At 55.4% G+C, this 26450-nt stretch carries 23 protein-coding genes; 15 read left to right on the top strand and 8 right to left on the bottom strand.

Annotated elements, in window-relative coordinates; all coding sequences use genetic code 11:
• Nucleotide 1: 1 nt before the first annotated feature.
• The 10 genes from C6A40_RS10065 (at nucleotide 2) to C6A40_RS10020 (ending at nucleotide 10988) form a co-directional block, all read left to right on the top strand.
• On the top strand, nucleotides 2-1294 hold the full coding sequence (locus tag C6A40_RS10065; RefSeq protein ID WP_023292262.1) for an ABC transporter substrate-binding protein: 1293 nt from the start codon (nucleotides 2-4) through the stop codon (nucleotides 1292-1294).
• Between the two features lie 22 nt (nucleotides 1295-1316).
• The gene (locus C6A40_RS10060; protein WP_008501242.1) at nucleotides 1317-2198 is read left to right on the top strand and encodes a carbohydrate ABC transporter permease; all 882 of its coding nucleotides are present in this window, start codon (nucleotides 1317-1319) and stop codon (nucleotides 2196-2198) included.
• On the top strand, nucleotides 2185-3027 hold the full coding sequence (locus tag C6A40_RS10055) for a carbohydrate ABC transporter permease (RefSeq protein WP_008501243.1): 843 nt from the start codon (nucleotides 2185-2187) through the stop codon (nucleotides 3025-3027). Before C6A40_RS10060 ends, C6A40_RS10055 begins: the two co-directional genes overlap by 14 nt.
• A gap of 28 nt (nucleotides 3028-3055) precedes the next feature.
• The gene (locus C6A40_RS10050) at nucleotides 3056-4108 is read left to right on the top strand and encodes a zinc-dependent alcohol dehydrogenase (RefSeq protein WP_023327617.1); all 1053 of its coding nucleotides are present in this window, start codon (nucleotides 3056-3058) and stop codon (nucleotides 4106-4108) included.
• A 17-nt stretch (nucleotides 4109-4125) separates the two neighbouring features.
• Nucleotides 4126-4914: a sugar phosphate isomerase/epimerase family protein gene (locus C6A40_RS10045; RefSeq protein WP_021240278.1), complete on the top strand. Its 789-nt coding sequence runs from the start codon at nucleotides 4126-4128 to the stop codon at nucleotides 4912-4914.
• Between the two features lie 11 nt (nucleotides 4915-4925).
• Nucleotides 4926-5984, top strand: a complete 1059-nt coding sequence (locus C6A40_RS10040) for a Gfo/Idh/MocA family protein (RefSeq protein ID WP_102135179.1) — start codon at nucleotides 4926-4928, stop codon at nucleotides 5982-5984.
• Complete coding sequence (locus tag C6A40_RS10035; RefSeq protein WP_045334867.1) at nucleotides 5978-8257, top strand: glycoside hydrolase family 65 protein; 2280 nt, start codon at nucleotides 5978-5980, stop codon at nucleotides 8255-8257. The genes C6A40_RS10040 and C6A40_RS10035 overlap by 7 nt, the downstream gene beginning before the upstream one ends.
• Nucleotides 8247-8912, top strand: a complete 666-nt coding sequence (gene pgmB, locus C6A40_RS10030; RefSeq protein ID WP_045334865.1) for a beta-phosphoglucomutase — start codon at nucleotides 8247-8249, stop codon at nucleotides 8910-8912. The genes C6A40_RS10035 and pgmB overlap by 11 nt, the downstream gene beginning before the upstream one ends.
• 13 nt (nucleotides 8913-8925) lie before the next feature.
• A complete protein-coding gene (locus tag C6A40_RS10025) occupies nucleotides 8926-10008 on the top strand; it encodes an ABC transporter ATP-binding protein (protein ID WP_045334863.1) in 1083 nt (360 codons plus the stop codon).
• Between the two features lie 65 nt (nucleotides 10009-10073).
• Nucleotides 10074-10988 (top strand): OmpG family monomeric porin, encoded by a 915-nt coding sequence (locus C6A40_RS10020; protein ID WP_008501250.1) that lies wholly within the window; start codon nucleotides 10074-10076, stop codon nucleotides 10986-10988.
• A 34-nt stretch (nucleotides 10989-11022) separates the two neighbouring features.
• Here the strand turns inward: C6A40_RS10020 and C6A40_RS10015 are convergent, their stop codons facing one another.
• Nucleotides 11023-12033 carry a LacI family DNA-binding transcriptional regulator gene (locus C6A40_RS10015; RefSeq protein ID WP_008501251.1) on the bottom strand — a complete coding sequence of 337 codons (1011 nt, stop codon included), beginning with the start codon at nucleotides 12031-12033 and terminating at the stop codon, nucleotides 11023-11025.
• A 155-nt stretch (nucleotides 12034-12188) separates the two neighbouring features.
• On the opposite strand from C6A40_RS10015, the gene C6A40_RS10010 reads away from it, so the two are divergent.
• The 3 genes from C6A40_RS10010 to tyrR all read left to right on the top strand — a co-directional run bounded on the left by C6A40_RS10010 (nucleotide 12189) and on the right by tyrR (nucleotide 16289).
• Entirely contained in the window at nucleotides 12189-13586 is a 1398-nt protein-coding gene (locus C6A40_RS10010; protein ID WP_021240275.1) for a YcjX family protein, read from the top strand.
• Nucleotides 13583-14635: a YcjF family protein gene (locus tag C6A40_RS10005; RefSeq protein WP_045334861.1), complete on the top strand. Its 1053-nt coding sequence runs from the start codon at nucleotides 13583-13585 to the stop codon at nucleotides 14633-14635. Before C6A40_RS10010 ends, C6A40_RS10005 begins: the two co-directional genes overlap by 4 nt.
• Before the next feature lie 112 nt (nucleotides 14636-14747).
• Complete coding sequence (gene tyrR / locus C6A40_RS10000; RefSeq protein ID WP_032652110.1) at nucleotides 14748-16289, top strand: transcriptional regulator TyrR; 1542 nt, start codon at nucleotides 14748-14750, stop codon at nucleotides 16287-16289.
• A 44-nt stretch (nucleotides 16290-16333) separates the two neighbouring features.
• Here tyrR and C6A40_RS09995 read toward each other — a convergent pair whose 3' ends face one another.
• A complete protein-coding gene (locus C6A40_RS09995) occupies nucleotides 16334-17542 on the bottom strand; it encodes an aldose 1-epimerase family protein (RefSeq protein WP_045334858.1) in 1209 nt (402 codons plus the stop codon).
• 275 nt (nucleotides 17543-17817) lie between these two features.
• Nucleotides 17818-18324: a thiol peroxidase gene (gene tpx, locus C6A40_RS09990; RefSeq protein ID WP_008501256.1), complete on the bottom strand. Its 507-nt coding sequence runs from the start codon at nucleotides 18322-18324 to the stop codon at nucleotides 17818-17820.
• A gap of 107 nt (nucleotides 18325-18431) precedes the next feature.
• On the opposite strand from tpx, the gene ycjG reads away from it, so the two are divergent.
• On the top strand, nucleotides 18432-19397 hold the full coding sequence (gene ycjG / locus C6A40_RS09985) for an L-Ala-D/L-Glu epimerase (RefSeq protein ID WP_045334856.1): 966 nt from the start codon (nucleotides 18432-18434) through the stop codon (nucleotides 19395-19397).
• Here the strand turns inward: ycjG and mpaA are convergent.
• A complete protein-coding gene (gene mpaA / locus C6A40_RS09980; protein WP_023327608.1) occupies nucleotides 19388-20101 on the bottom strand; it encodes a murein tripeptide amidase MpaA in 714 nt (237 codons plus the stop codon). The genes ycjG and mpaA overlap by 10 nt on opposite strands.
• 185 nt (nucleotides 20102-20286) lie before the next feature.
• Here mpaA and C6A40_RS09975 point away from each other — a divergent pair, with 185 nt between their 5' ends.
• The gene (locus tag C6A40_RS09975; RefSeq protein ID WP_045334853.1) at nucleotides 20287-21903 is read left to right on the top strand and encodes a peptide ABC transporter substrate-binding protein; all 1617 of its coding nucleotides are present in this window, start codon (nucleotides 20287-20289) and stop codon (nucleotides 21901-21903) included.
• Between the two features lie 89 nt (nucleotides 21904-21992).
• Here the strand turns inward: C6A40_RS09975 and C6A40_RS09970 are convergent, their stop codons facing one another.
• The 4 genes from C6A40_RS09970 to C6A40_RS09960 form a co-directional block, all read right to left on the bottom strand.
• Nucleotides 21993-22556 (bottom strand): DJ-1/PfpI family protein, encoded by a 564-nt coding sequence (locus C6A40_RS09970; RefSeq protein ID WP_072204995.1) that lies wholly within the window; start codon nucleotides 22554-22556, stop codon nucleotides 21993-21995.
• 218 nt (nucleotides 22557-22774) lie between these two features.
• Nucleotides 22775-22915, bottom strand: a complete 141-nt coding sequence (locus C6A40_RS24975) for an Ecr family regulatory small membrane protein (protein WP_021240268.1) — start codon at nucleotides 22913-22915, stop codon at nucleotides 22775-22777.
• Between the two features lie 74 nt (nucleotides 22916-22989).
• Nucleotides 22990-24225, bottom strand: coding sequence for a sensor domain-containing diguanylate cyclase (locus C6A40_RS09965; RefSeq protein ID WP_021240267.1), 1236 nt, complete (start codon nucleotides 24223-24225; stop codon nucleotides 22990-22992).
• Between the two features lie 92 nt (nucleotides 24226-24317).
• Complete coding sequence (locus C6A40_RS09960) at nucleotides 24318-26441, bottom strand: putative bifunctional diguanylate cyclase/phosphodiesterase (protein WP_032652090.1); 2124 nt, start codon at nucleotides 26439-26441, stop codon at nucleotides 24318-24320.
• Nucleotides 26442-26450: the final 9 nt, after the last annotated feature.

The raw sequence follows: 26450 nt of genomic DNA, 5'->3' as shown, positions 1-26450 counted from the left end.
CATGAAAATACCCAGAATTGTGCTGATATCAGCACTGGTTTCGTGCGCCCTGTTATCAGGCTGTAAGGATGACAAAGCGTCCTCTGTCACCATTGAGTTTATGCACTCGTCGGTAGAGCAGGAGCGTCAGGCCGTTATTACGAAACTGATCGAAAAATTCGAGAAAGAGAACCCGGGCATCACGATAAAACAGGTACCGGTAGAAGAGGATGCCTACAACACCAAGGTGATTACGCTGGCGCGAACCGGCGCGCTGCCTGAAGTGATTGAGGTCAGCCATGACTATGCAAAAGTGATGGATAAAGAACAGCTTCTGGATCGTGACGCAATCGCTGAAGCAATTAAGGCGGTGGGGGAAAACACCTTCTATGACGGCATCTTGCGCGTTGTCCGCACGGAAGACGGCGCAGCCTGGACGGGCGTGCCGATCAGCGCCTGGCTCTCCGGCGTGTGGTACCACAAAGATGTGCTGGCCGCGGCGGGCATTGAGGAGCCGCATAATTGGGAACAGCTTCTGCAAGCCAGCCAGCGCCTGAACGACCCGGCTAAAAAACATTACGGCATCGCGTTACCGACTGCGGAAAGCGTGATGACCGAACAGTCGTTCTCTCAGTTTGCCCTTTCCGGTGGCGCGAACGTGTTTGATGCAAAAGGGAATGTCGACATCGATACCCCGGAAATGGCCAAAGCGCTGGCGTTTTATAAAGCGCTGGCTGCGACCACCATGCCGGGTTCGAACGATGTTATGGAGATCAAAGACGCCTTCATGAACGGTTCTGCGCCGATGGCGGTTTACTCCACCTACATCCTGCCCGCCGTCTACAAGGACGGAAACCCTGCCAACCTGGGCTTCGTTGTCCCGACTGAAAACTCATCGGCGGTGTACGGCATGATCACCTCGCTGACGATCACCACCGGACAAACCGAAGAGGAGACCAAAGCGGCCGAGAAGTTTGTTACCTGGATGGAACAGGCTCAAAACGCGACGGACTGGGTCATGATGTCGCCGGGCGCGGCGCTGCCGGTAAACAAAGGGGTGGTGGGCACGGATACCTGGAAAAACAACGACGTGATTAAAGCGTTTGGGCAGTTGCCTTATGAGCTGATTGCACAGTTCCCGAACGTGCAGGTGTTTGGCGCGGTTGGGGATAAAAACTTCACCCGCATGGGCGACGTGACGGGCTCCGGCATTATCAGCTCCATGGTGCATAACGTCACGGTGGGGCAGAAGGACCTTAACACAACGTTAAGCAGCAGCCAGAAGCGACTGACTGATCTCATTACACAACGATAGGAGCGCTCTGCGGAAGGAAATTATGAAGACGTTGTTTTCTGGTCGTTCAGATATGCCTTTCGCCATGCTGCTGTTGGCCCCCAGCCTGATTCTGCTGGGGGGCCTGGTGGCCTGGCCAATGATTTCCAATATTGAAATCAGTTTTTTACGCTTGCCGCTCAATCCGCGCATTAGCGCCGTGTTTGTCGGCCTGGACAATTACATTCGCATCCTCGGCGATGCCGCCTTCTGGCACTCGCTGTGGATGACCTTCTGGTACACCGCGCTGGTGGTGATTGGCAGCACGGTGCTGGGGCTGGCCGTCGCCATCTTCTTTAATCGCGAGTTTCGCCTGCGTAAGACGGCACGTTCTCTGGTGATTTTATCCTACGTCACGCCGTCTATTTCGCTGGTGTTTGCCTGGAAATACATGTTCAACAACGGCTACGGCATTGTGAACTATCTGGGCGTAGACCTGTTGCATCTGTATGACCAGGCGCCGCTGTGGTTCGACAACCCGAACAGCAGCTTCGTACTGGTGGTGCTGTTCGCGATCTGGCGTTACTTCCCGTACGCATTTATCTCATTCCTGGCGATTTTACAGACCATTGATAAATCCCTGTATGAAGCGGCGGAAATGGACGGCGCGAATGCCTGGCAACGTTTTCGGATCGTCACGCTGCCCGCGATTATGCCGGTGCTGGCCACGGTGGTCACGCTTCGCACCATCTGGATGTTCTACATGTTTGCTGACGTCTACCTGCTGACCACGAAGGTCGATATTTTGGGCGTCTATCTTTACAAAACCGCTTTCGCTTTCAACGACTTGGGTAAAGCAGCGGCCATCTCTGTGGTGCTGTTCGTGATCATCTTCGCTGTGATTCTGCTGACCAGAAAAAGGGTGAACCTCAATGGCAACAAATAAACGCGTACTGAGCCGTATTGGTTTTTATCTCGGGCTGGCGGTATTTCTGATCATCACGCTTTTCCCGTTCTTCGTGATGCTGATGACGTCATTCAAGAGCGCCAAAGAGGCGATCTCGCTCCATCCGACCATTCTGCCGCAGGCGTGGACGCTGCAGCATTACATCGACATCTTTAACCCGCTGATCTTCCCGTTCGTGGATTACTTCCGAAACAGCATGGTGGTGTCGCTGACCTCATCGGTGATTGCCGTGTTTCTCGGTACGCTGGGCGCTTACGCCTTGTCCAAGCTGCGTTTTAAGGGCCGTACGACGATCAATGCGAGTTTTTACACCGTCTACATGTTCTCCGGCATCTTGCTGGTGGTGCCGTTGTTCAAAATCATCACCGCGCTGGGGATCTACGACACCGAGCTGGCGCTGATTATCACCATGGTGACGCAGACGTTACCGACGGCGGTGTTCATGCTGCGCAGCTACTTCGACACCATCCCGGACGAAATAGAAGAAGCCGCAATGATGGACGGCCTTAACCGCCTGCAAATCATCTTCCGTATTACCGTTCCGCTGGCGATATCCGGGCTCGTATCGGTGTTTGTCTACTGCTTCATGGTGGCGTGGAACGACTATCTGTTTGCGTCCATTTTCCTGTCCAGCGCCAGCAACTTCACCTTGCCGGTCGGGCTGAACACGCTTTTTAGCACACCTGATTATATCTGGGGTCGCATGATGGCGGCATCGCTGGTGACGGCACTTCCGGTGGTCATCATGTACGCCCTGTCTGAACGTTTTATTAAAAGTGGTTTGACCGCCGGTGGCGTGAAGGGCTGAGGCGGCCAATTTTAACAAGGAGTCAATCATGAAAAAATTAGTTGCGACAGCGCCACGCGTGGCGGCGCTGGTGGAATATGAAGATCGTGCTGTGGAAGCACATGAAGTGAAAATTCGTGCCCGCTTTGGTGCCCCGAAGCACGGCACTGAAGTGGTCGATTTCCGCGCCGCAAGCCCGTTTATCGATGAAGAGTTTAACGCGGAGTGGCAGATGTTCACGCCGCGTGAAGAGGGCGCAGCGCGCGGTATCGAGTTCGGTAAGTTCCAGCTGGGCAACATGATTGTTGGCGACATCATCGAATGCGGTGCGGACGTCACGGAATACCAGACTGGCGATCGCGTCTGCTGCTACGGTCCGCTGCAGGAGACGGTTATCGTGAATGCCGTCAACAACTACAAGCTGCGCAAAATGCCGCAGGGCGCCTCGTGGAAGAACGCCGTCTGCTACGATCCGGCACAGTTTGCCATGAGCGGCGTGCGTGATGCCAACGTCCGCGTGGGCGACTTTGTTGTCGTGGTCGGCCTGGGAGCCATCGGACAGATTGCGATTCAGCTGGCGAAAAAAGCGGGCGCGTCAGTTGTTATCGGCGTTGATCCGATCGAACACCGCTGCGAGATCGCCCGTCGTCACGGTGCGGACCACTGCCTGAACCCAATCGGCACAGACGTTGGTCTGGAAATTAAAAAGCTGACTGGGAAGCAGGGCGCGGACGTGATCATCGAGACCAGCGGCTTTGCCGATGCGCTGCAGTCCGCGCTGCGCGGCCTCGCCTACGGCGGCACCATCTCCTACGTTGCGTTCGCTAAACCGTTCTCAGCAGGCTTTAACCTGGGGCGTGAAGCGCATTTCAACAACGCGAAGATTGTCTTCTCCCGCGCCTGCAGTGAGCCAAACCCGGATTACCCGCGCTGGAGCCGCAAGCGTATTGAAGAGACCTGCTGGGAACTGCTGATGAACGGTTATCTGAATTGTGAAGATCTGATCGACCCGGTTGTGACCTTTACCACCAGCGCTGAAAGCTACATGAAATATGTGGATCAGCATCCGGAACTGAGCATCAAAATGGGCGTCACTTTTTAAGCTAAGGAAAGCAACTCATGAAAATCGCAACACAAAATCAGGCCTTTTTCCCGTCCAACATCCTGGAAAAATTCGAGTACATCAAGGCGATGGGTTTTGATGGCTATGAGATTGACGGCAAGCTGCTGGTGGAAAATCTCGCCGAGGTGAAAGCGGCGATTAAGGCCACCGGCCTGCCGGTCACGACCGCCTGCGGCGGATACGATGGCTGGATTGGTGACTTTATCGAAGAGCGTCGTCTGAACGGTTTAGCGCAGATTGAACGCATTCTGGAAGCCCTGGCCGAAGTGGGCGGCAAGGGCATTATCGTGCCTGCAGCCTGGGGAATGTTTACCTTCCGTTTGCCGCCGATGACCTCTCCACGCAGCCTGGAAGGCGACCGCAAAGCGGTGAGTGCGTCGCTGCGCTGGCTGGATGAGGTGGCCGCGCGCACCGGAACCACCGTCTACCTGGAGCCGCTGAACCGCTATCAGGATCACATGATCAACACCCTGGCTGACGCACGACGCTATATCGAAGAGAACGGCCTCAAGCACGTGCAGATCATCGGCGATTTCTATCATATGAACATTGAAGAAGATTCGCTGACGGAGGCGCTGCATCAGCACCGCGATCTGCTGGGCCATGTGCACATCGCCGATAATCACCGTTATCAGCCGGGAAGCGGTAGCCTCGATTTTGCCAGCCTGTTCAATCAGCTGCGTGCGGATAATTACCAGGGCTATGTGGTATACGAGTGCCGCGTACGCGCTGAGGACCCCGCTCAGGCTTACCGGGATTCACTCACTTATTTACGCGAATGCTAAGGATGACGAGCGTGATGAGTGCTTCAACAACGTCGCCACTGCGCGTCGCCATCATTGGCGCCGGGCAGGTTGCGGACAAAGTGCATGCCTCGTATTACGCCACGCGCAGTGATGTTCAGATGGTGGCTGTCATGGACAGCCGCCTCGAACAGGCACAGGCTTTTGCGGAGCGCCATGCCATACCGTCGGCGTGGCAGGACGCGTGCGCCATGCTGGAGGCGGTTAAGCCGGACGTGGTGAGCGTTTGTTCGCCAAACCGATTCCATTTTGAGCATGTGATGGCAGCGCTGGAGGCCGGCTGTCATGTGATGTGCGAAAAACCGCCTGCCATGACGCCGCAAGAGGCCGACGAGATGCGGATCGCTGCCCGCAAGGCGGGCAAAGTGCTGGCATATGACTTCCATCACCGCTTTGCGCTCGATACGCAGCTGCTGCGCGAGGCCGTGATGAACGGAACGCTGGGCGAAATCTACTTCACCTCGGCGCAGGCGCTGCGGCGCTGCGGCGTGCCGGGCTGGGGCGTCTTCACCAATAAAGCGCTGCAGGGCGGTGGGCCGCTGATTGACATTGGCATTCACATGCTGGATGCCGCGATGTACGTACTGGGTTTCCCGGCGGTGAAAAGGGTCACGGCGCACGGTTTCCAGAGGCTGGGAACCCGGAAAAGCAGCGGCCAGTTTGGCGAGTGGGATCCTGCTCAGTTTACGGTGGAAGATGCCCTGTTTGGCACCATCGAATTGTGCAACGGCGGCATTTTGCGTCTGGACACCTCGTTTGCGCTGAATATCCGCGAGCAGTCGATCATGAATGTCGCGTTTTGCGGTGAAAAAGCGGGGGCGACGCTTTTCCCGGCACATATTTATCAGGATGACGCCGGGGCGTTACAGACCCTGATTCAGCGTGAAGAGGCTGACGATCAGCGCCATTTACGCAGCATGGAGGCCTTTGTCCGCCACGTGCAGGGAGAGCCCGTAATGATTGCAGATGCTGAACAGGGGCTGGTGATTCAGCAGCTTGTCGCGGCGCTTTATCAGTCGGCAGAAACAGGAGAAAGCGTAACATTATGCTGAGCGTGTCTGTATTAACCGATCCGGGCTTTTGTCCGCACAGTCTGAATAAGTACGCGTCCATTATGGCATGCGGTAACGGCTACATGGGCATTCGCGCTGCGCATGAAGAAGATTACACCCAGCAAACCCGAGGGATGTATCTTGCGGGTTTGTATCACCAGGCGGGACGTAATGAGACCACTGAGCTGATCAATTTGCCCGATATCACCGGTATCGAGGTTGAGCTGGACGGGGTGAATTTTACCCTTCTGTCCGGGGACATTCTTGAGTGGCAGCGCGAGCTGGCATTTGCCAACGGCGAGCTGCATCGCCGCGTTGTCTGGCGCTCGCCCAACGGAAAGCGCTATCGCCTGGAGAGTCGTCGTTTTGTCTCTCTGGATCAGCTGCCGCTTGTGGCCATGCAGCTTGCGATCACCCCGCTTGACGCAGCCTCGCAGGTGGTGATGAAAACCGGTATTGATGCCACACAAACCAATACGGGCCGTCAGCATCTGGATGAAATTTCAGTCAGGGTATTCGACCAGCACTATATGCAGGGTGTGTATGAAACGCAGGACCGGGCCGCTGACGTTATTATCTCGGCTTTTTGTCAGCTATCAGCAGACAGCGAAAGCTGCTTTACCGCTAAAAATCGTCGGCTCTCTGCTCACTATTCCCTGACGATACCGCAGGGTGACACTGTCACGCTGGATAAGTTGGTCTGGGTGGCCCATCGCAGCGATAAAGCCCTGTCGCAGGAATCTTTTGCGCGCGGCGTGCTGGCGGATCTCAAGGTTTGTGCGGCAAGGGGATATGCCTCGCTGCTGGAGAGTTCAGCCTGTGCATGGGAAGACGTATGGCGTGATGCCCGGGTGGAAGTGGCTTCTGCAGCCCCTGACGATCAGATGGCGCTGGACTATGCCGTCTGGCACCTGACCACCATGACGCCAGCCCATGATGAGCGGAGCAGCATTGCCGCTAAGGGATTGACCGGTGAGGGGTATAAAGGCCACGTCTTCTGGGACACCGAAATATTCATGCTGCCTTTCCATCTTTTCACCCGTCCGCAGGTGGCCCGCAGTCTGCTGCGCTATCGCTGGCTGAACCTGGCCGGGGCCCGGGAAAAAGCCCGCCGCAACGGCTGGCCGGGCGCGCTGTTCCCGTGGGAGAGCGCCGCAAGCGGCAAAGAGGAGACGCCGGAGTTTGCAGCCATCAACATCCGTACGGGCATGCGGCAGAAAGTGGCCTCCGCCCTGGCCGAACACCACATCGTGGCGGACATTGCCTGGGCCGTTGTGGCCTACTGGCAGGCCACGCGTGATGACGCGTTTATGCGCAATGAAGGGCTGACTCTGCTGGTGGAGACGGCAACGTTCTGGATGGGCCGCGCTACGGAGATTAACGGGCGCCTGGAAATTCATGATGTGATTGGGCCGGACGAATACACCGAACATGTGAATAACAACGCCTACACCAACTATCTGGCCTGGTACAACGTGGCCAGCGCATGTCGGTTTATGTCGTTGTTTGAGCGTGAAGATGCCTGCTTCATGGAGAAGGCGACCACCTTCCTGGCCCGCTTGTGGCTGCCGGAAGCCGACGCCGGGGGCGTTATCCCGCAGGACGATTCGTTCATGGCGAAACCGGCGATCGATTTAAGCCGCTATAAAGCCAAAGCGGGTAAGCAGACCATCCTGCTGGATTACTCCCGCGCGGAAGTTAACGAGATGCAGATCCTCAAGCAGGCTGACGTGGTGATGCTTAACTACCTGTTGCCGGAGAAATTTACCCCCGCCCAGTGCGCGGCCAACCTGGCGTTTTACGAGCCACGTACGATCCATGACTCTTCGCTGAGCAAGGCTATTCACGGCATTGTGGCCGCCCGCTGTGGCGATACGGAAGGGGCCTACGCCTTCTGGCGCGCTGGCGTGGCTATCGATCTGGGCGACGATCCGCACAGCAGCGATGACGGCATTCATGCCGCTGCCACGGGGGCAATCTGGTCCGGCGTTATTCAGGGGTTTGCCGGCATGCAGATTGTTGAGGGCGAGCTGCACCTTGCGCCGAAGCTACCCGCTCACTGGCGAAAACTTGCCTTCCCGCTGCGCTGGCAGAACGCTCGCCTGCACTTCACGTTTGAAAATGACGTTTTAACCATCGAGACCACCGCGCCCGTCACGTTAACCCTGTGGGGAAAAACGGTATGCGTATCGGAGCGGCAGGCAGTGTCCCGTAGGGAATTTCTTACGTCTTTTAATGGGACCGCTACCACAGAGGCCAGCCATGAAGCCTGAAGCTGTTGTATTCGATCTTGATGGGGTCATCACCGATACCGCACATCTGCACTTTCTCGCCTGGCGTTCGGTCGCGCAGGAGATCGGCATCACCATCGATGAGGTGTTCAACGAGGAGCTGAAGGGAATTAGCCGCATGGAATCCCTGCAGCGGATCCTGCGACACGGTGGGAAAGAGGGGGCGTTTGACGACAAACAATGCCTGGCGTTGGCGGGGAAGAAAAATGCGCTCTACGTCGCATCGCTGTCGTCGTTGACCGAGGCGTCACTGCTGCCGGGCATCCGGGAGGTGCTGGCGGACATTCGGGCGGCGAAGGTCAAAATTGGGCTCGCCTCCGTTTCCCTCAACGCTCCTGGAATACTGCATGCCCTGGGTATTCATCGCGCCTTTGATTTTTGCGCTGATGCCTCCCGCATCGTCTGTTCAAAACCGGACCCGGAGATCTTCCTCGCCGCGTGTGCTGGCCTGAACGTCCGCCCCGAGGCGGCCATAGGGGTCGAAGATGCGCCCGCGGGCGTGGCGGCGATCAACGCGGCGGGCATGCTGTCGGTCGGGATTGGCTCAGGCCTGGCCCATGCGGGACTACAGCTTCATTCGACGCAGGAACTGACCTGGAAATGCCTGACCGATTTCTGGGCCTCCCGGGCGTATTGATAAGGAATTAAAAATGGCACAACTGTCACTGAAACATATTCAGAAAATTTACGATAACCAGGTCCACGTGGTGAAGGATTTTAACCTCGAAATCGAGGACAAGGAGTTTATCGTTTTTGTCGGCCCGTCCGGCTGCGGTAAATCGACGACGCTGCGCATGATTGCCGGGCTGGAGGAGATTTCCGCCGGTGAACTGGTGATCGACGGCGTTTGTATGAACGATGTGCCCGCCAAGTCACGCGACATCGCTATGGTGTTCCAGAACTATGCGCTTTACCCGCATATGACGGTCTACGACAACATGGCGTTTGGCCTGAAGATGCAGAAAATCGCTCCGGCGGTTATCGAAGAGCGCGTCAACTGGGCCGCACAGATCCTCGGCTTACGGGAGTACCTCAAGCGTAAACCCGGCGCGCTGTCCGGCGGCCAGCGTCAGCGCGTGGCGTTGGGCAGGGCGATAGTGCGGGAAGCGGGCGTGTTCCTGATGGATGAACCGCTCTCCAACCTCGATGCCAAGCTCCGCGTGCAGATGCGGGCTGAAATCAGCAAGCTTCACCAGAAGCTCAATACCACGATGATTTACGTGACCCACGATCAGACGGAAGCCATGACGATGGCGACCCGCATTGTGATCTTAAAAGACGGCATTATTCAGCAGGTCGGTGCACCGAAGCAGGTATACAACGAGCCGGCAAACATGTTTGTTGCGGGGTTCATTGGCTCGCCAGCCATGAACTTTGTCCGTGGTGCCATCGACGACCGCTATTTCGTCACGGAAACGCTGCGCCTGGCGATTCCGGAAGATAAGCTCGCTGCACTGCGAGCCGCTGGATATCAGCGTAAAGCTGTGGTCTTTGGGATCCGCCCGGAAGATATTCTCACCCAGCAGAGTAGCGGTGAAAATATCGCGGCGAAAGTCAGCGTAGCCGAACTGACCGGTGCGGAGTTCATGCTCTACGCCACCGTTGGCGGCCATGAGCTGGTGGTTCGCGCGGGAGCAGCGAATGATTATGCCGCAGGGGATAATATCGGTATCCAGTTCGATATGAATAAGTGCCATTTCTTCGACGCCGATACCGAAGCGGCTATTAGATAAGAAAGGTGTTTGCCGGAAATGCAAATTTCCGGTTTTTTGTTTGTTAATTATAAAGGGAATATTTTATGAGTACTCTACTAAAAAGTGCTGCGCTCGTGCTGTGCGCAGGGGTGAGCTGCGCACATGCAACAGAAACGGCTAAACAATGGGAATTTAATATTGGCGCGATGTATGAAATTGAAAACGTCGAAGGCCAGGGAGAAGATAAAGACGGATTATATGAACCCTCCGTGTGGTTTAATGCGACCTGGGATGCCTGGACTATTTCGCTGGCGATGTATCAGGAAGGACCGGTTGATTATAGCAGCATGACCCGTGGGACCTATTTCGACCGCCCGGAATTTGAATTACGCTATCGTTTTATTGGTACCGATGATTTCACGTTCGGTCTGACCGGTGGTTTCCGTAATTATGGCTATCACTTTAAGGATGAACACGGCGCCAGAGACGGCAGCGCAAATATGCAGCGCTACAAAATTCAGCCGGACTGGGATATTAAATTAACCGACGACTGGCGTTTCGGCGGCTGGTTTGCCATGTACCAGTTTGCCAACGATCTGGAAAAAACAGGCTATTCAGACAGCCGCGTCGAAACCGAAACGGGCTTTACCTGGACCATTAACGACACCTTTGCCGCTAAAGTGAATTACTATTTAGAGCGCGGTTTCAATATGGACGGTTCACGTAATAACGGCGAGTTCTCCACTCAGGAAATTCGCGCCTACCTGCCTATTTCATTGGGTCAGACGACCTTAACGCCTTACACCCGACTGGGGCTCGATCGCTGGTCGAACTGGGACTGGCAGGACGATCCTGAGCGTGAAGGACATGATTTCAACCGTCTGGGTATGCAGTACGCCTATGACTTCAACAACGGTTTATCCATGACGCTTGAATACGCCTACGAATGGGAAAACCATGACGAGGGTAAAAACGACCGCTTCCACTATGCGGGCGTTGGGGTAAATTACGCATTCTGACCGTGGGTCCTCCAGGGGCTAACCGCCCCTGGTTTTAGCGCAGCGAGGCCGCCAGTAAAAAATGCGTATCAACAAGCACTTTTTGCGGGGCGGGATGACCCGCGATACGCCTGAAGAGAAGATCGCAGCTCTCTTCCCCCAGTTTGCGGGTCGGGATATCAAAGCCGCCAGGTGCGGGCGTTAAAATGAGAGACAGCATCGGGTCACTGTATCCGGCTATCACCACCTGTTCCGGTATCATCAGATTTAACTCGTCCGCCGCGCGATAAAGGCCGAGTAACTTCATGCTGTCGGTAGCAAATACGGCATCAGGCGGCGTGGGTGAAGAGAGCAGTTCCAGAGCCGCCTTAAGCGCACTCTCATGGGTATAACCACCATCCATGATCCAGTCCGGGTTAATCGCAATATGGTGCTTTTCCAGACTGGCTTTATAACCCGCCAGGCGATCGATCGAAACATGATATTCAAGCGGCGCATGCAGGCAGGCAATTTTCCGGCGGCCGTTTTTGATAAAGGTTTCCGTCAGCGTGGCGCTGTCATGAAAATTATCCGTGTCGACGGAATAAATATTCTGATACTCACCTTCCACTTTGCCGATAACCACTACCGGTACGCCATACGCGTCCAGCGTGGTGAAAAAGGATTCATTTGCGGGTGAGCTCAGCATGATGATCCCTTTGATCATCTTCTGTTTTATTTTACTCACGCATTTCAGGAGATCGTCTTCACTGCTTTTTGAGGTTTGTAAAATAACATCGAATCCTTCTTCTTCCGCTTTTGCCGTAATGGCATGAAGAACATCGGAGAAAAAAGGATTGCCGGCAGTGGTTTTGGTTGAACGGGTCGAAATAACCATAATGGCATCGAATCCTGAAGAGGTCAGGGCACGGGCCAGTTTGTTGGGCTGATAATTTAATTCGTCAATCGCCTTCAGCACTTTGTCACGCGCTTCAGGAGAAATATTCGTTTGTTTATTCAGAACGCGGGAAACGGTTGATTTCGATACGCCCGCAACCCGTGCGATATCATAAATGGTGGGTGACATACACCTTACTCACTCAGGACTGACAGCAATGGCGTTCATCTTACTGGAGAAAAAACGGCAATAGCAATAAATAAGAATTGATAATCAACGATCTGCCCCCATTTATTGTATTCTGAAGCCATGCATTCAAGGCTTCCAGGCAACGAAGGACGGCGATGAAGCGACTTAAAAACGAAATCAATTCACTGGTAAACCGCGGCGTTGACCGTCATCTTCGACTGGCGGTGACGGGGTTGAGCCGAAGCGGTAAGACGGCGTTTATCACCGCGATGGTGAACCAGCTCCTGAACCTGCACGCCGGGGCGCGTCTGCCGTTGCTTGGCGCGGTGCGGGAAGAGCGTCTGCTGGGCGTTAAGCGCGTTCCACAGCGTGATTTTGGCATTCCCCGTTTTACCTATGACGAAGGGCTGGCACAGCTTTATGGCGACCCGCCCGCGTGGCCGACGCCGACGCGAGGGGTCAGTGAAATTCGTCTTGCGCTGCGTTTCCGCTCGAATGAATCCCTGATGCGCCATTTCAAGGATACCTCCACGCTATATCTTGAAATCGTCGATTACCCCGGCGAATGGCTGCTCGACCTGCCGATGCTGGCGCAGGATTACCTCAGCTGGTCACGCCAGATGACGGGATTGCTGCAGGGGCAACGCGCCGGGTGGTCGGCCAAATGGCGACAGCTGTGCGAAGGGCTGGACCCGCTTGCCCCAGCAGATGAAAACCGTCTGGCGGCCATTGCCGACGCCTGGACGGCGTATTTACACCAGTGTAAACAGGAAGGGTTACACTTCATTCAGCCGGGGCGCTTTGTTCTGCCGGGTGATTTAGCGGGCGCGCCTGCGCTTCAGTTTTTCCCCTGGCCGGATGTGGATGGGGTTGGCGAGTCGACGCTGGCGCAGGCGGATAAGCATACTAACGCCGGTATGCTGCGCGAGCGTTACCATTACTACTGTGAGAAGGTGGTCAAGGGATTCTATAAGAACCACTTTTTACGATTTGACCGCCAGATTGTGCTGGTGGATTGTCTGCAGCCGCTCAACAGCGGGCCACAGGCATTCAACGACATGCGCCTTGCCCTGACGCAGCTGATGCAAAGTTTTCACTACGGGCAGCGGACGCTGTTCCGCCGTCTTTTCTCACCGGTGATCGACAAACTGCTCTTTGCGGCCACAAAAGCCGATCACGTCACCGTCGACCAGCATGCCAATATGGTGTCGCTGCTACAGCAGCTGGTACAGGACGCCTGGCAAAACGCCGCCTTCGAAGGGATCGGCATGGATTGCCTTGGGCTCGCGTCCGTGCAGGCGACGCAAAGCGGGCTAATTGACCTTAACGGCGAGAAAATACCGGCATTACGCGGGAACCGGCTCAGCGACGGTGAACCGCTTACTGTCTACCCAGGCGAAGTGCCTGCGCGGCTGCCGGGCCAGGCCTTCTGGCAGAAACAGGGCTTTCAGTTTGAAGCCTTCCGCCCGCAGGCCATGAGCGTCGACAGGCCTTTACCGCACATCCGTCTGGATGCGGCGCTGGAGTTTTTGATTGGAGATAAATTGCGATGACGGAACCGTTAAAACCGCGCATTGACTTTACCGGAACGCTTGAGCAGAACCCTCAGGAGGCGTTCAAAACGGCGCAGACGTTCAGCGGTACCCCGGCCGATAACTTTGCCCCGGCGCTGCAGGACGACCCGGTTGTTGAGGATGGTCCGGCGGAGGCGGTCGTGGACGCCGCGCTGCGTCCAAAACGCAGCCTGTGGCGCAGGATGGTCACCGCCGGTCTGGCGCTGTTTGGCGTAAGCGTGGTGGGTCAGGGCGTGCAGTGGACGATGAATGCCTGGCACACGCAGGACTGGGTCGCGCTGGGCGGATGTGCCGCAGGCGCGCTGATTGTGGGGGCTGGCGTCGGGTCGGTTGCCACCGAATGGTGTCGACTCTGGCGTCTGCGACAGCGCGCGCACGAGCGTGATGAAGCGCGGGATCTGCTCCACAGTCACGGCACCGGGAAAGGGCGCGCGTTCTGTGAAAAGCTGGCCAGCCAGGCCGGAATCGATCAGTCGCATCCGGCGCTTCAGCGCTGGTATGCCGCCATCCATGAGACTCAGAATGACCGGGAAGTGGTGACGCTCTATTCCCACATGGTACAGCCGGTGCTGGATGCTCAGGCGCGGCGCGAAATCAGCCGTTCTGCGGCGGAATCCACATTGATGATTGCCGTTAGCCCGCTGGCGCTGGTCGATATGGCTTTTATCGCCTGGCGTAACCTGCGCCTGATCAACCGTATTGCGAACCTTTACGGCATAGAGCTGGGTTACTACAGTCGGATCAGACTGTTTAAGCTGGTCCTGCTCAATATTGCGTTTGCCGGGGCGAGTGAGCTGGTGCGCGAAGTGGGCATGGACTGGATGTCGCAGGATCTGGCGGCGCGTCTTTCTGCCCGTGCGGCTCAGGGCATCGGTGCGGGATTATTAACCGCACGCCTGGGGATTAAAGCGATGGAAGTCTGCCGTCCGCTGCCCTGGATTGACGGCGATAAGCCCCGACTGGGGGATTTCAGGCGTGAACTGATCGGCCAGCTCAAAGAGACGCTCAATAAAAAACCTTCGCCGTGAGGTTTTGTTCACTAATCGTGCTGGCTGTCAATATTTGTTGACAGCCATCTTCCCGATCACCGTGTTCTGACATATCATTTTACTGTTATTGGCTTAAAACGGTGAATTTCCCATGCGTCTTGAAGTCTTCTGTGAAGACCGTCTCGGTCTGACCCGCGAATTACTCGATCTTCTTGTTTTACGTAGCATTGATTTACGTGGCATTGAGATCGATCCTGTCGGGCGAATTTACCTCAATTTTGCCGAAATTGAATTTAATACCTTCAGCAGCCTGATGGCGGAAATCCGCCGTATCGCTGGCGTTACGGATGTACGCACCATTCCCTGGATGCCGTCCGAGCGTGAGCACCTGGCGCTGAGCGCGCTGCTGGAAGCCATGCCTGAACCGTTCCTCTCCCTGGATTTGAAAAGCAAAGTTGAGCGCGTTAACCACGCGAGCTGCCAGCTTTTCGCGCAGAGCCAGGAGAAGCTGAGCAATCATAACGCCGCGCAGCTGATCCCCGGTTTTAACTTCCAGCGCTGGCTGGACAGCAATCCGCAGAACACGCACAGCGAGCATGTGGTGATTAACGGGCAGAATTTCCTGATGGAGATCACGCCGGTCTATCTGAAAGGGGAAGGGAATACCCGCGTGTTGACCGGGGCGGTGATCATGCTGCGCTCGACGCTACGCATGGGTCGTCAGCTGCAAAACCTCTCCAGTCAGGATGTTGGCGCGTTCAGCCAGATTATTGCCGTCAGCCCGAAAATGCGCCATGTGGTTGATCAGGCGCGTAAGCTCGCAAGCCTGACCGCGCCGCTGCTGATTACCGGCGATACCGGCACCGGGAAAGACCTGCTGGCTCACGCCGTGCATCTGGCGAGCCCGCGTGCGGCTAAGCCTTATCTGGCACTTAACTGCGCCTCGATTCCGGAAGATGCCGTTGAAAGCGAGCTGTTTGGTCACGCGCCGGAGGGCAAGAAAGGGTTCTTCGAGCAGGCTAACGGCGGCTCCGTGCTGCTGGACGAGATCGGCGAAATGTCGCCGCGTATGCAGGCTAAGCTGCTGCGTTTCCTGAACGACGGCACGTTCCGCCGCGTCGGTGAGGATCACGAGGTGCATGTGGACGTGCGCGTCATTTGCGCCACCCAGAAGAACCTGGTGGAACTGGTGCAAAAGGGGATCTTCCGTGAGGATCTCTATTACCGCCTTAACGTCCTGACGCTGAACATTCCGCCGCTGCGCGATTGTCCGCAGGACATCATGCCGCTTACGGAGCTGTTCGTCGCCCGCTTTGCCGATGAGCAGGGGGTTCCTCGTCCGAAGCTGTCAGCCGATCTTGGCACGGTGCTTATGCGCTACGGCTGGCCGGGGAACATTCGTCAGCTCAAAAACGCCGTATATCGTGCGCTGACCCAGCTTGAAGGGTATGAGCTGCGCCCGCAGGATATCCTGTTGCCGGATTACGACGCCGGAACGGTATCGGTAGGGGAAGAGGCGATGGAAGGGTCACTTGATGACATCACCAGCCGTTTCGAGCGTTCTGTGCTGACGCAGCTGTACCGCAGCTATCCCAGCACCCGCAAACTGGCAAAACGCCTGGGCGTCTCGCACACCGCAATCGCCAATAAGCTACGTGAGTATGGTTTGAATCATAAGAAAGGTGACGAATAACAAAAAAGCCTCTGCAAAGAGGCTTTTTACTTTTCACTTTAGATTTATTCCTTCGCCAGCGGCGTGTTAACGATGTCTGTTTTTGTCTCGCCCTGAATCGACGCAATCCTGCTTTCAACCTCTTTCACCTGCTGCGGGCTGTGGAGCAGGGTATAGGTCAGATCAAACTGCGCGCTGGCGCCAGGCTGCAGCTGCTTAACCCGCTTCTGTTGGCGTTCAATCGTCACGGGGTAGGCGTAGCTGGTGCCCGGTTCGATGCCCGTGACATAACCCTGCTTCAGCGTATCGGTGTTTTTCCACAAGGTCAGCACGGGCAGCTGGCGCGTATCAAACTGGATTGATGCGCCTTTATCGCCGGCTTTATTGACCACCGCCGCGAGCGTTTCGTGGTTGTTGTCGGCGAGCGGCTGAATGTTAAAGACCATCTCATCAAAGCCTTTTGTCGGCCCGGCATAGGTTTGCCAGTCGTTAACGCCCGCTTTGGCGTAGTCATTGAATGGGCTTACGCTCGCCGCTGGCGCAAGGAAACGTGCGCCTTCTTCGAGGATCGGCGTCCCGAAGTTGCTGTGATAGATAATTTGGTAATCGTGAGGATAATCGGCATGGTTAGTGAGAACATCATGCAGGCTGAACTGGTTGGTTCCGGGAACGTAGCGCAGTTCGGTCATGGTCTGCAGATCCGCTTTTTTGAACGTGCTCTCTTTGATCAAACCCCGAACGCGGATCTCATGCGGGGCGGCATCCGCCACCTCAACTTCCACCTGTGATACCGGTGTATTCCCGGCTCTGCCGTGAAGGGTGTAAATTTGCCTGTCCGCCGTGACAGGGTGACCTGTCCACTCGTAGCCACAGCGCACCATCATCTCGTTGAAACCATCCAGCCAGCCGAGACCGTTTCGGCTTTCAAGATTGATATAGGCAGGATTGACGACCTCTTTGACGGGTGAATTCCATCCCAGTCGGGTGCCAAACCCTTCAACGTGCAGAAGGTTCATGCCGCGGGTCGGGCTCAGCGTAATCGTCAGGCCATCTTTACTGCTAATAATGATGACTTTACTGCCTTCCTGCTTGCCGCCATGCAAGACTTTTTGCTCAATGCTGAACGTCTGATCTTTAACTTTCAGCTCATCACTGGAAATCTTCCAGTTTCCTTTCTCTACGCTGCTTTCAGCACTTGTCAGCACCCAGGTTTTAGCCGCGGCATGGCCAGAAACCAGGACCGCCAGGAGCGTAAAAGCGAATTTGATCTTCATATTTTATCCTTTTTGCTGAAACGATTATTTACTTTCGTAAGCAAATCTAATGTTTAGACAAAAAGGGAAATGTGATGGGCTTCACTGAGGTTAAAATTAGGTGATTTTAACAATTAGAATGCGTTAATGATCACGCGGAAGTTACGTGTTGCTGCCTTTATTGCATGATTTTTGTGATCGATGAATATTTTGGCTTTAACGATTCAGCTATTTTCTAATAAAAAACCCCGCCGTGGCGAGGTTGAGAATAAGTTGTATAGAATGCTAAGGACTTATTATGCTTTCAGCACGTCCAGCGCGGCAGTGTAGTCCGGCTCGGTGGTGATTTCGTTAACCAGTTCGCTGAAAACGACAGTGTCGTTTTCATCAAGAACCAGTACAGCACGTGCTGCCAGACCCTTCAGTGGGCCTTCCGCGATGCTGACGCCGTAGTTCTCGAGGAAATCAGCGCTGCGCAGGGTGGAAAGGGTGATAACGTTGCTCAGGCCTTCGGCACCGCAGAATCGGGACTGGGCAAACGGCAGGTCAGCGGAAATGCACAGCACCACGGTGTTGTCCATTTCAGTCGCCAGCTGGTTGAATTTACGCACGGATGCGGCACAAACGCCGGTATCAATGCTTGGGAAAATGTTCAGTACTTTGCGTTTGCCCGCAAACTGAGCCAGTGTGACGTCAGACAGATCTTTAGCCACCAGAGTAAAAGCCTGCGCTTTGCTGCCAGCCTGCGGAATGGAACCTGCTACAGCAACCGGGTTGCCCTGGAAATGAACGAGTTGTGACATAGATATCTTCCTGTTTACATATAGTTAACGTCGTGGCTAGTGTATGCCATCAGCAGATAACACGGCAAACCAAATTTTTCGCCTTTCCGGGCCGCAAGGAGTCAGTGATGAGAAGCGTTAAGGTCTATGAAGAAGCCTGGCCATTGCATACCCCGTTTGTGATCTCTCGCGGCAGCCGAAGTGAAGCCAGCGTGGTCGTGGTTGAAATCGAAGAAGAGGGGTTTAAAGGCGTCGGGGAATGTACGCCTTACCCGCGCTATGGGGAAAGTCTGGCATCCGTGATGGCGCAGATCATGACCCTGGTACCTGACCTGCAAAAAGGCCTCACGCGTGACGCGTTACAGCAGCGTTTATCCGCCGGGGCGGCGCGCAACGCCATCGACTGTGCGCTCTGGAGCCTTGAAGCCGCTAAGCAGCAAAAATCGCTGACGTCATTGCTGGGCGTGGTCGTGCCGGAGTCCGTCGTGACCGCGCAAACGGTCGTGATTGGGGAGCCCGAGCAGATGGCCGCCAGTGCGAAAGCGCTCTATGACGCCGGGGCCACGCTGTTAAAAGTGAAGCTCGACGATCGTCTGATCAGCGAGAGGATGGTCGCCATTCGCTCGGCGGTGCCGTCAGCCACGCTCATTGTTGACGCCAACGAGTCGTGGCATCCCGAAGGGCTGGCCGCGCGATGCCAGCTGCTGGCCGATCTGGGCGTGGCGATGCTGGAGCAGCCTCTGCCGGCAAAAGAGGATGCGGCGCTGAAGAATTTTATCCATCCGTTGCCCGTCTGTGCGGATGAAAGCTGTCATACCCGTGAGAATTTGAGCGCGCTTAAGGGCAGCTATGACATGGTCAATATCAAACTCGACAAGACTGGCGGACTGACTGAAGCCCTGGCCCTGGCGGCGGACGCCCGGGCGCAGGGGTTCGCCCTGATGCTGGGATGCATGCTTTGCACCTCGCGGGCGATCGGTGCGGCGCTGCCGCTGGTCAATCAGGTCCGTTTCGCCGATCTGGATGGCCCGACGTGGCTGGCCGTTGACGTTTCACCGGCGCTTAATTTTACCAGCGGCGTACTTCACCTCTGAGGCTGCCAGCGCAAAAGATCCATCATAGCCTTTAAGTATTTTTCGCTGGCTTCGTCGGAGGAGATCGCCGGGAACTCAGCGGTGATGCAGGGCAGGCTCAAGTCGGCGCACCAGCTGCCGAATGAACCGGGTGTCTCATAGCCCACGCTGGTGACGAGCGGGAGGGCGAACGCCTGGGCCAGCCACGCGCCCAGGTCAGAGTGGCGCGGATCTTCAATACAGGCCAGCGGATCGTGAAAGGAGACAACCCAGGCGGGGTGGATCTTATGGATAAGCTGGCACAGCGCCTGCGTTTCCGGCTCCGAGCCGGGGTTATCGCCCGTGAGCAGCACCACGTCCCGCTCCTCGGCGGAGCTGTTCCAGCGATATACCGTTTCCCCTGCGCGCCAGTTTGCCGCAGGGAAATTACGGTTCAGGTCGATTCCTCGCGCATTCGCCCGTAATCCAAGCTGACAGCCGTCCGGATTCACGGCAAGAATCACGTGGTGACGTCGCAATGCCGGGGTCAGCGTCCGCAGCGCGCACGAGAGCGTGACGACAGACGAGTTCTCATCTCCGTGCGTGCCGGCAATAACCAAACCGCTGTCGCGATCGGCATCGGGGGCCGGGAACCAGATCAGCGATGCGCCTAAAAATGAGCGGCCATATTGTTCAGCGCCCGGAGGGAAGGCGCCGCGTTCCGCGCGGGGTCGGGTGGTTGCCATACGATATCCTGATAACGAAGTCTCTACAGGCAGTGTTGTGCAAAAGCCGCTGTTAATCAAATAGTTTCCTTAACGGCTGAGAATTGCCTTAAATCACTATTCAGGCGTAAGTTGTTTGCATTTCTTACTGTCGAAACAAATAATTACGCATCTGCTTTTTACCTGAATTTTTTAAAGGGGATCTTATGAAGCATCCTGTTTCGCGTCTTTTTGCCGCACTGTGCCTGTGCGGACTCTCTTCACTCTCATACGCTGCTGATGTGCCACAGGGCACGGTGCTGGCGCAAAAACAGGAGCTGGTCAGACACATTAAAGACGAACCGGCTTCGCTCGATCCCGCAAAAGCGGTGGGGTTGCCAGAGATTCAGGTGATTCGCGATCTTTTCGAAGGGCTGGTAAATCAGAATGAGAAAGGGGAACTGACTCCGGGCGTGGCGACGCGCTGGCAGAGCAACGATAACCGAATCTGGACGTTCACCCTGCGCGATAACGCAAAATGGTCTGACGGTACGCCGGTTACCGCGCAGGATTTTGTCTACAGCTGGCAGCGTCTGGTTGATCCGAAAACGACCTCTCCGTTTGCCTGGTTTGCGGCGCTGGCAGGCATCAGCAACGCGCAGGCCATTATTGATGGTAAAGCGGCGCCAGATACCCTGGGCGTGACGGCGGTGGATGCCAGAACGTTGCGCGTCCAGCTGGATAAACCGCTACCGTGGTTTAGCAACCTAACGGCAAACTTCGCCTTCTATCCGGTGCAAAAAGCCAATGTTGAAAGCGGGAAAGAGTGGACGCGTCCGGGAGCGCTGGTCGGTAACGGGGCCTACGTTCTGAACGCGCGCGTGGTGAATGAAAAACTGGTTGTCGTGCCGAACACCCACTACTGGGACAATGCGAAAACTGTCCTGCAAAAAGTGACCTTTATTCCGATTAATCAGGAATCGTCCGCCACGAAACGCTATCTGGCAGGGGATATCGATATTACCGAATCGTTCCCGAAAAACATGTATCAGAAGCTCCTGAAGGATATTCCTGGCCAGGTGTATACGCCGCCTCAGCTCGGGACCTATTACTACGCGTTTAACACGCAAAAGGGGCCGACGGCCGATGCCCGGGTTCGTCTTGCCCTGAGTATGACTATCGATCGCCGCATTATGGCGGAAAAGGTACTGGGTACCGGCGAGAAACCGGCCTGGCATTTTACCCCTGACGTGACGGCGGGCTTCACGCCTGAACCTTCACCGTTCGAGCAGATGTCCCAGCAGGAGCTGAACGCTCAGGCCAAAACCTTGCTCCAGGCCGCAGGCTACGGCCCTCAGCGTCCGCTGAAGCTGAACCTGCTGTACAACACGTCGGAAAACCACCAGAAAATCGCCATTGCGGTGGCGTCCATGTGGAAGAAAAATCTCGGTGTGGATGTCAAGCTGCAAAACCAGGAGTGGAAAACCTACATCGACAGCCGCAACACCGGCAATTTTGATGTGATCCGCGCGTCATGGGTGGGGGATTACAACGAGCCCTCGACCTTCCTGTCCCTGCTGACCTCTACCCACAGCGGCAATATCTCGCGTTTCAACGACCCGGCTTACGATAAAATAATCCACCAGGCGACGCTCGAAACCACGGCGAAAGCGCGTAACACGGACTACAACATGGCGGAGAAAATCCTCATGGAGAAAGCGCCGATCGCGCCTATTTACCAGTACACCAACGGTCGTCTGATTAAGCCGTGGGTGAAAGGGTATCCGATTAATAACCCGGAAGACGTGGCGTATAGCCGGACGATGTATATTGAGAAGCACTGATGGTTAATGCGAACTGGCGCACGTGAGCGCCAGTTTTGCCATGGATGATACCGCGCTGTGCTTTTCGGTAGCGATAAGACCGGAACGTATTATTCTAACAACGCATTAAACTTCGCCAGCCACTGCGGATGGGCGGGCCACGCGGGAGCCGTCACCAGATTGCCGTCGACATGTGCCTGATCGATGCCGATCGAGGCGTAGTGTCCCCCCGCGAGACGGACCTCAGGAGCACAGGCCGGGTAGGCGCTACAGGTACGGCCTTTCAGGATGCCCGCGGCAGCGAGCAGCTGCGGGCCATGGCACACCGCCGCAATCGGTTTGCGCGCGGCGTCAAACGCCTGTACCAGCTTTAACACATCCTCATTTAGCCGCAGATACTCGGGCGCTCTCCCGCCGGGGATGAGCAGCGCGTCGTAGTCCTGCTCCTTTACGGCGGAAAAATCGGCGTTGAGGGTAAAGCGGTGACCGGGTTTTTCGCTATAGGTCTGGGCGCCGTCGAAATCATGGATTGCCGTTATGATGTAGTCGCCCTTCGGTTTGTCGGGGCAGACGGCATCCACCTGATGACCAACCATCTGCAACGCCTGAAAAGGCACCATGGTTTCGTAATCTTCGGCATAATCGCCCACCAGCATCAGGATCTTCTTGCTCATCATTCCTCTCCCTTGTCATTAAAGATGATTAAGATATAGCCTGGCGTGGCTGAAATGCCGGAAATAAAAAAAGCCCGTCAGAGCACGGGCAACATAAGCAAGTGAATAAGTGATTCGTTATCAACGTAGTTGGAGGATAACGACGCGTATCTTACGCGGCCGTCAGGCTGGCAGATACCTGACAAATTCGGTAGGTGAAACACGATATTAAACGTGAGTTAAGGGGCGTCGAAGGTCGGGTAAAGACTATTTTCGAGAAACTCGACGAGATACCAGATTTCCCCGCTAAAAATAAACCAGAAGCCAAATATAATAAGGAGCAAAATAATTAAGGTGAGTATTATTTCTGTTTTGCCCATTGCAGATTTTACCCACCTGACGTTAATTTATTCGAGGCAGGCATTGTAGCGGGGCTTTCCCGTATACTCCAGTTTCATGCTGCAAGGACTTTATTGCGCCCATCATTTTTAGCGCGATACAGCGCATCGTCTACACGCTTAAACAGCTCATCAATCGTCTCCCCCGGGTTATGTCGCGCGACGCCAATGCTGACGGTAAACCGTGGTAAGCCCGGAATCGTAATGCGGGCAACGGCTGCACGGATCGACTCGGCAATCTGCAACGCGGTGTCGAGAGAGGTATGCGGCAGCAGGATGACGAACTCTTCGCCCCCCCAGCGGAACACCATGTCGTTCTCCCGGCTACAGGCTTCCAGCGTTCGGGAGAGGGCAATAAGCACCTCATCGCCCTTCAAATGACCAAACAGGTCGTTGATGTTTTTGAAGTGATCGGTGTCCACCAGCAGCAGGCTAAACTGCTGTTGGGCAGGTCGATTATTCAGATTGTTGGCGTCGGTAATCGCGTAGAACTGGCGTCGGTTGAGTAACCCGGTCATGGAGTCACGTAACGCGGCATGTTCCAGCTCTTGCTCCAGTCTTTTTTGCTCGGTGATATCGTGGATGATGCACAGCATCAGCTTGTCACCGTAGATCTCAATGGGTCCGGCATACGTCTGAACATGGCGGGTGGAACCATCGGCAAGGCGGTGAACAAAGTTGAGCGGCTTATGGCCGCCGGGCAGCGCGGCAATCGCGGTCATAATGGGCATCACGTCTCGCCCCAGGGTATTGATTTCCCAGGTATGCTTGCTGCACATACCATCATGCGAGTAACCGTAAAAATTGAGCGCAGCCAGGTTGGCATCAACAATCTGACCATCGCGGGCAGGATCGATTAACAGCATCGGCGCGCTGTTGGTCTGAAAAAAACGGGCGTAAAACCCCTGTTTTTTTCGCCGGTAGGTTGCGGAGCGGCTGGCCTTCAGTCCTGAGAGGATATGTTGGGCGATCCCCTCGAAGACAATCACATCCCCCCAGGGGGCGTAACGGGCAAGCGAGAGACGACAGCTTAACGGCGTATCCAGCCCATCCCGGCTTCTTATTGTCCAGATTTCGACGATCTCCTGCTCGGTTTTCAGTTCAGGTACATACATCGACAGGAGAGCTTGTGCATTCGCGGAATAGATGCCTTTACGCAGCTGATCGAGCGTCTTATCTCCCATAAGCTGCGTTGCGACCACGTTCGCAAAAACGATCTCTTCCGAAACGGGTGAAATAAGCCACACGGGTGTTTTAATGACGTTCAGCGCTTCAAAACCGTTTTGCGACATAGGCATTTCCTGTTCATCGGCTTAATACGCCTGACAATCATGACAGACGTGACTCGTGTGTTCTGCTTTGAAACATACTCTACTAAACCCCGTCAGGCATGGTTTTTTTGTGAAATAAATGCGGCGTCCGTTTGAATTTTATTAAGGGGGATAATTTGCCTTTCTGAGTTTATCTGCAGAAGCAACCACGGCACCTGTTCGGCAGGTAAGGGGCGTGAGAAGAGGTAACCCTGCAGGTAGTCGCAGCCGAGACGGGTGAGAACCGCCTGCTGTTCTTCCGTTTCAATTCCTTCTGCCACCACGTTCATCTCCATGGTGCGGGCGATACTCATAATGGTTTCAACCAGCTTGTAGGTTTTTTCATTTTCCAGCATCGACGTTACAAAGCTTTTGTCGATCTTGAGCTCTTTTGCCGGCAGCACGCTCAGCATCAGCAGGTTGGAGTAGCCCGTACCAAAATCATCAATCGAGACGGTGATCCCCGCATGATTAAAAGCGTTGAGCAACTCAATGCTGCGATCGAGATTTTTCAGCGCGGTGCTCTCCGTGACCTCAAGGATCAGCCTGGACGGGGACAAGTTATATTTTTCCAGCATCGACGATACGATGTGGAAAATGTCCGGCTGCTCGAACTGGACGGGGGATAAGTTGAGCGATAACGTCCACTGGCTGAACCCTTGTTCAGTCCAGAAATGCAGCTGTCGACATGCCGCTTCAATGGCCCAGTTGCCCACCGGAATAATTAAGCCGGTTTGCTCCAGCGAGGGGATAAACAGACCCGGCAGAACAACGCCTTGCTCAGGGTGCCGCCAGCGCAGCAGGGCTTCAAAACCATGGATAGTCTTCTCTTGCGCATACCAGGTTGGCTGGTACCACAGTTCAAACTGATCGCGCTCAAGCGCCTGAGAGAGCTCCTGAAGAAAACCGGGTTTTGCCGGGATTGCTGTCGACATCTCGGTTCTGTAACGCGCCCAGCCGTTGCGTCCGTCGTCTTTGACGTGATGCAGGGCTGCATCTGCTTTGAGTTTCAGTTCATGCAGCGTTTCGCCATCCTGAGGATAGAGGCTGACGCCCGCACTGATTGTTGTGTTAAGCGTATGACCACAGATCGAAAGAGGACGTCGCACATCCTCGAGCAGCGACGCGAGCAGGGCGTTGAGTTTGTCGTCGTCACATTCCGGCACCAGCAGGATAAAAGCGTCTCCTCCCAGCCTTGCCAGGGTCATCTCACGCGAGAGCCGGGAAGTGATGCGCTGTGCGACGGTGATCAATAACTCATCGCCGACGCTGTGACCCCAGGTATCGTTGACGCGTTTGAAGTGATCGACGTTCAGGAATATAACGGCAAATTGCCTGTTGCTCAGCAACGCGCTGCGCAGGCAGTCCTGCATGCGGAGATCCATCTGATGGCGATTCGCGAGTCCGGTGAGCGCATCAAAGCGCGCCTGGAGCTCAAGCTGCCGATTGAGTTGTCGAAGATTATCCGTCAGCCGGCCGGTGCGACGGTGAGAATCGATAAGGGAAATAATTAACATCACGCCAAGCAGGCAGAGCGTGGTGACAGAAACCCAGATGGATAACCCCAGCTCGCCGATCCCGCCGGGGAGGGTATGCGACATTTCCGGGTAATGCGCAGCGCTCATGCCGGTATAGTGCATCGCACAAATGGCGGCACCCATGACCAGGGCGGCGAGAAGGCGCTCGATAAAAACCCCTTTGTCTCGCAGGCGGAAAGCCAGCCACAGCGCCGTGCCGGACGCCACCACGGCAATGACCACCGACAACCCCACAATACGGCGATCCCAGATAATGCTGCCATCCAGCATCAGGGCAGCCATACCGATATAGTGCATAGATACCACGCCTGCGCTCAGGATAGCCGTGGCAACGATCGGTCGAAACGAAGAACGTTTTTTTCCCGCGACGGCAATATCAAGGGCCGTGGTCGACGCAATAATCGCGACGCCCAGAGACGCAAGGGTTAACCAGAGGTCATAGCGCATCATCATCGGCATCTGCATCGACAGCATGCCGATAAAGTGCATCGACCAGATGCCGATCCCCAGCGTCATACCCCCGGCAATGCGCCAGAACAGGGCAGCCTTTCGGCTGGAAAGGGGGATCTTTCCGGCACTGTCCAGCGCCACAAAGGAGGCGATAAAGGCCACCAGATAAGAGATAGCGATTAACACAGGGTCCCACGATATATTGAGCATTATGCAATC

This window comes from Enterobacter sp. GER_MD16_1505_Eko_090 (genome assembly GCF_003331015.1).
Taxonomy (GTDB): domain Bacteria; phylum Pseudomonadota; class Gammaproteobacteria; order Enterobacterales; family Enterobacteriaceae; genus Enterobacter; species Enterobacter roggenkampii.
This window is presented reverse-complemented; position numbering and strand designations above follow the sequence as displayed.

What these genes read in the sequence shown, in the direction of transcription:
- C6A40_RS10065 (WP_023292262.1), top strand. Translation starts at nt 2, where the DNA reads ATGAAAATACCCAGAATTGTGCTGATATCAGCACTGGTTTCGTGCGCC.
- C6A40_RS10060 (WP_008501242.1), top strand. Translation starts at nt 1,317, where the DNA reads ATGAAGACGTTGTTTTCTGGTCGTTCAGATATGCCTTTCGCCATGCTG.
- C6A40_RS10055 (WP_008501243.1), top strand. Translation starts at nt 2,185, where the DNA reads ATGGCAACAAATAAACGCGTACTGAGCCGTATTGGTTTTTATCTCGGG.
- C6A40_RS10050 (WP_023327617.1), top strand. Translation starts at nt 3,056, where the DNA reads ATGAAAAAATTAGTTGCGACAGCGCCACGCGTGGCGGCGCTGGTGGAA.
- C6A40_RS10045 (WP_021240278.1), top strand. Translation starts at nt 4,126, where the DNA reads ATGAAAATCGCAACACAAAATCAGGCCTTTTTCCCGTCCAACATCCTG.
- C6A40_RS10035 (WP_045334867.1), top strand. Translation starts at nt 5,978, where the DNA reads ATGCTGAGCGTGTCTGTATTAACCGATCCGGGCTTTTGTCCGCACAGT.
- pgmB (WP_045334865.1), top strand. Translation starts at nt 8,247, where the DNA reads ATGAAGCCTGAAGCTGTTGTATTCGATCTTGATGGGGTCATCACCGAT.
- C6A40_RS10025 (WP_045334863.1), top strand. Translation starts at nt 8,926, where the DNA reads ATGGCACAACTGTCACTGAAACATATTCAGAAAATTTACGATAACCAG.
- C6A40_RS10020 (WP_008501250.1), top strand. Translation starts at nt 10,074, where the DNA reads ATGAGTACTCTACTAAAAAGTGCTGCGCTCGTGCTGTGCGCAGGGGTG.
- C6A40_RS10015 (WP_008501251.1), bottom strand. Translation starts at nt 12,033, where the DNA reads ATGTCACCCACCATTTATGATATCGCACGGGTTGCGGGCGTATCGAAA.
- C6A40_RS10010 (WP_021240275.1), top strand. Translation starts at nt 12,189, where the DNA reads ATGAAGCGACTTAAAAACGAAATCAATTCACTGGTAAACCGCGGCGTT.
- C6A40_RS10005 (WP_045334861.1), top strand. Translation starts at nt 13,583, where the DNA reads ATGACGGAACCGTTAAAACCGCGCATTGACTTTACCGGAACGCTTGAG.
- tyrR (WP_032652110.1), top strand. Translation starts at nt 14,748, where the DNA reads ATGCGTCTTGAAGTCTTCTGTGAAGACCGTCTCGGTCTGACCCGCGAA.
- C6A40_RS09995 (WP_045334858.1), bottom strand. Translation starts at nt 17,542, where the DNA reads ATGAAGATCAAATTCGCTTTTACGCTCCTGGCGGTCCTGGTTTCTGGC.
- tpx (WP_008501256.1), bottom strand. Translation starts at nt 18,324, where the DNA reads ATGTCACAACTCGTTCATTTCCAGGGCAACCCGGTTGCTGTAGCAGGT.
- ycjG (WP_045334856.1), top strand. Translation starts at nt 18,432, where the DNA reads ATGAGAAGCGTTAAGGTCTATGAAGAAGCCTGGCCATTGCATACCCCG.
- mpaA (WP_023327608.1), bottom strand. Translation starts at nt 20,101, where the DNA reads ATGGCAACCACCCGACCCCGCGCGGAACGCGGCGCCTTCCCTCCGGGC.
- C6A40_RS09975 (WP_045334853.1), top strand. Translation starts at nt 20,287, where the DNA reads ATGAAGCATCCTGTTTCGCGTCTTTTTGCCGCACTGTGCCTGTGCGGA.
- C6A40_RS09970 (WP_072204995.1), bottom strand. Translation starts at nt 22,556, where the DNA reads ATGAGCAAGAAGATCCTGATGCTGGTGGGCGATTATGCCGAAGATTAC.
- C6A40_RS24975 (WP_021240268.1), bottom strand. Translation starts at nt 22,915, where the DNA reads ATGGGCAAAACAGAAATAATACTCACCTTAATTATTTTGCTCCTTATT.
- C6A40_RS09965 (WP_021240267.1), bottom strand. Translation starts at nt 24,225, where the DNA reads ATGTCGCAAAACGGTTTTGAAGCGCTGAACGTCATTAAAACACCCGTG.
- C6A40_RS09960 (WP_032652090.1), bottom strand. Translation starts at nt 26,441, where the DNA reads ATGCTCAATATATCGTGGGACCCTGTGTTAATCGCTATCTCTTATCTG.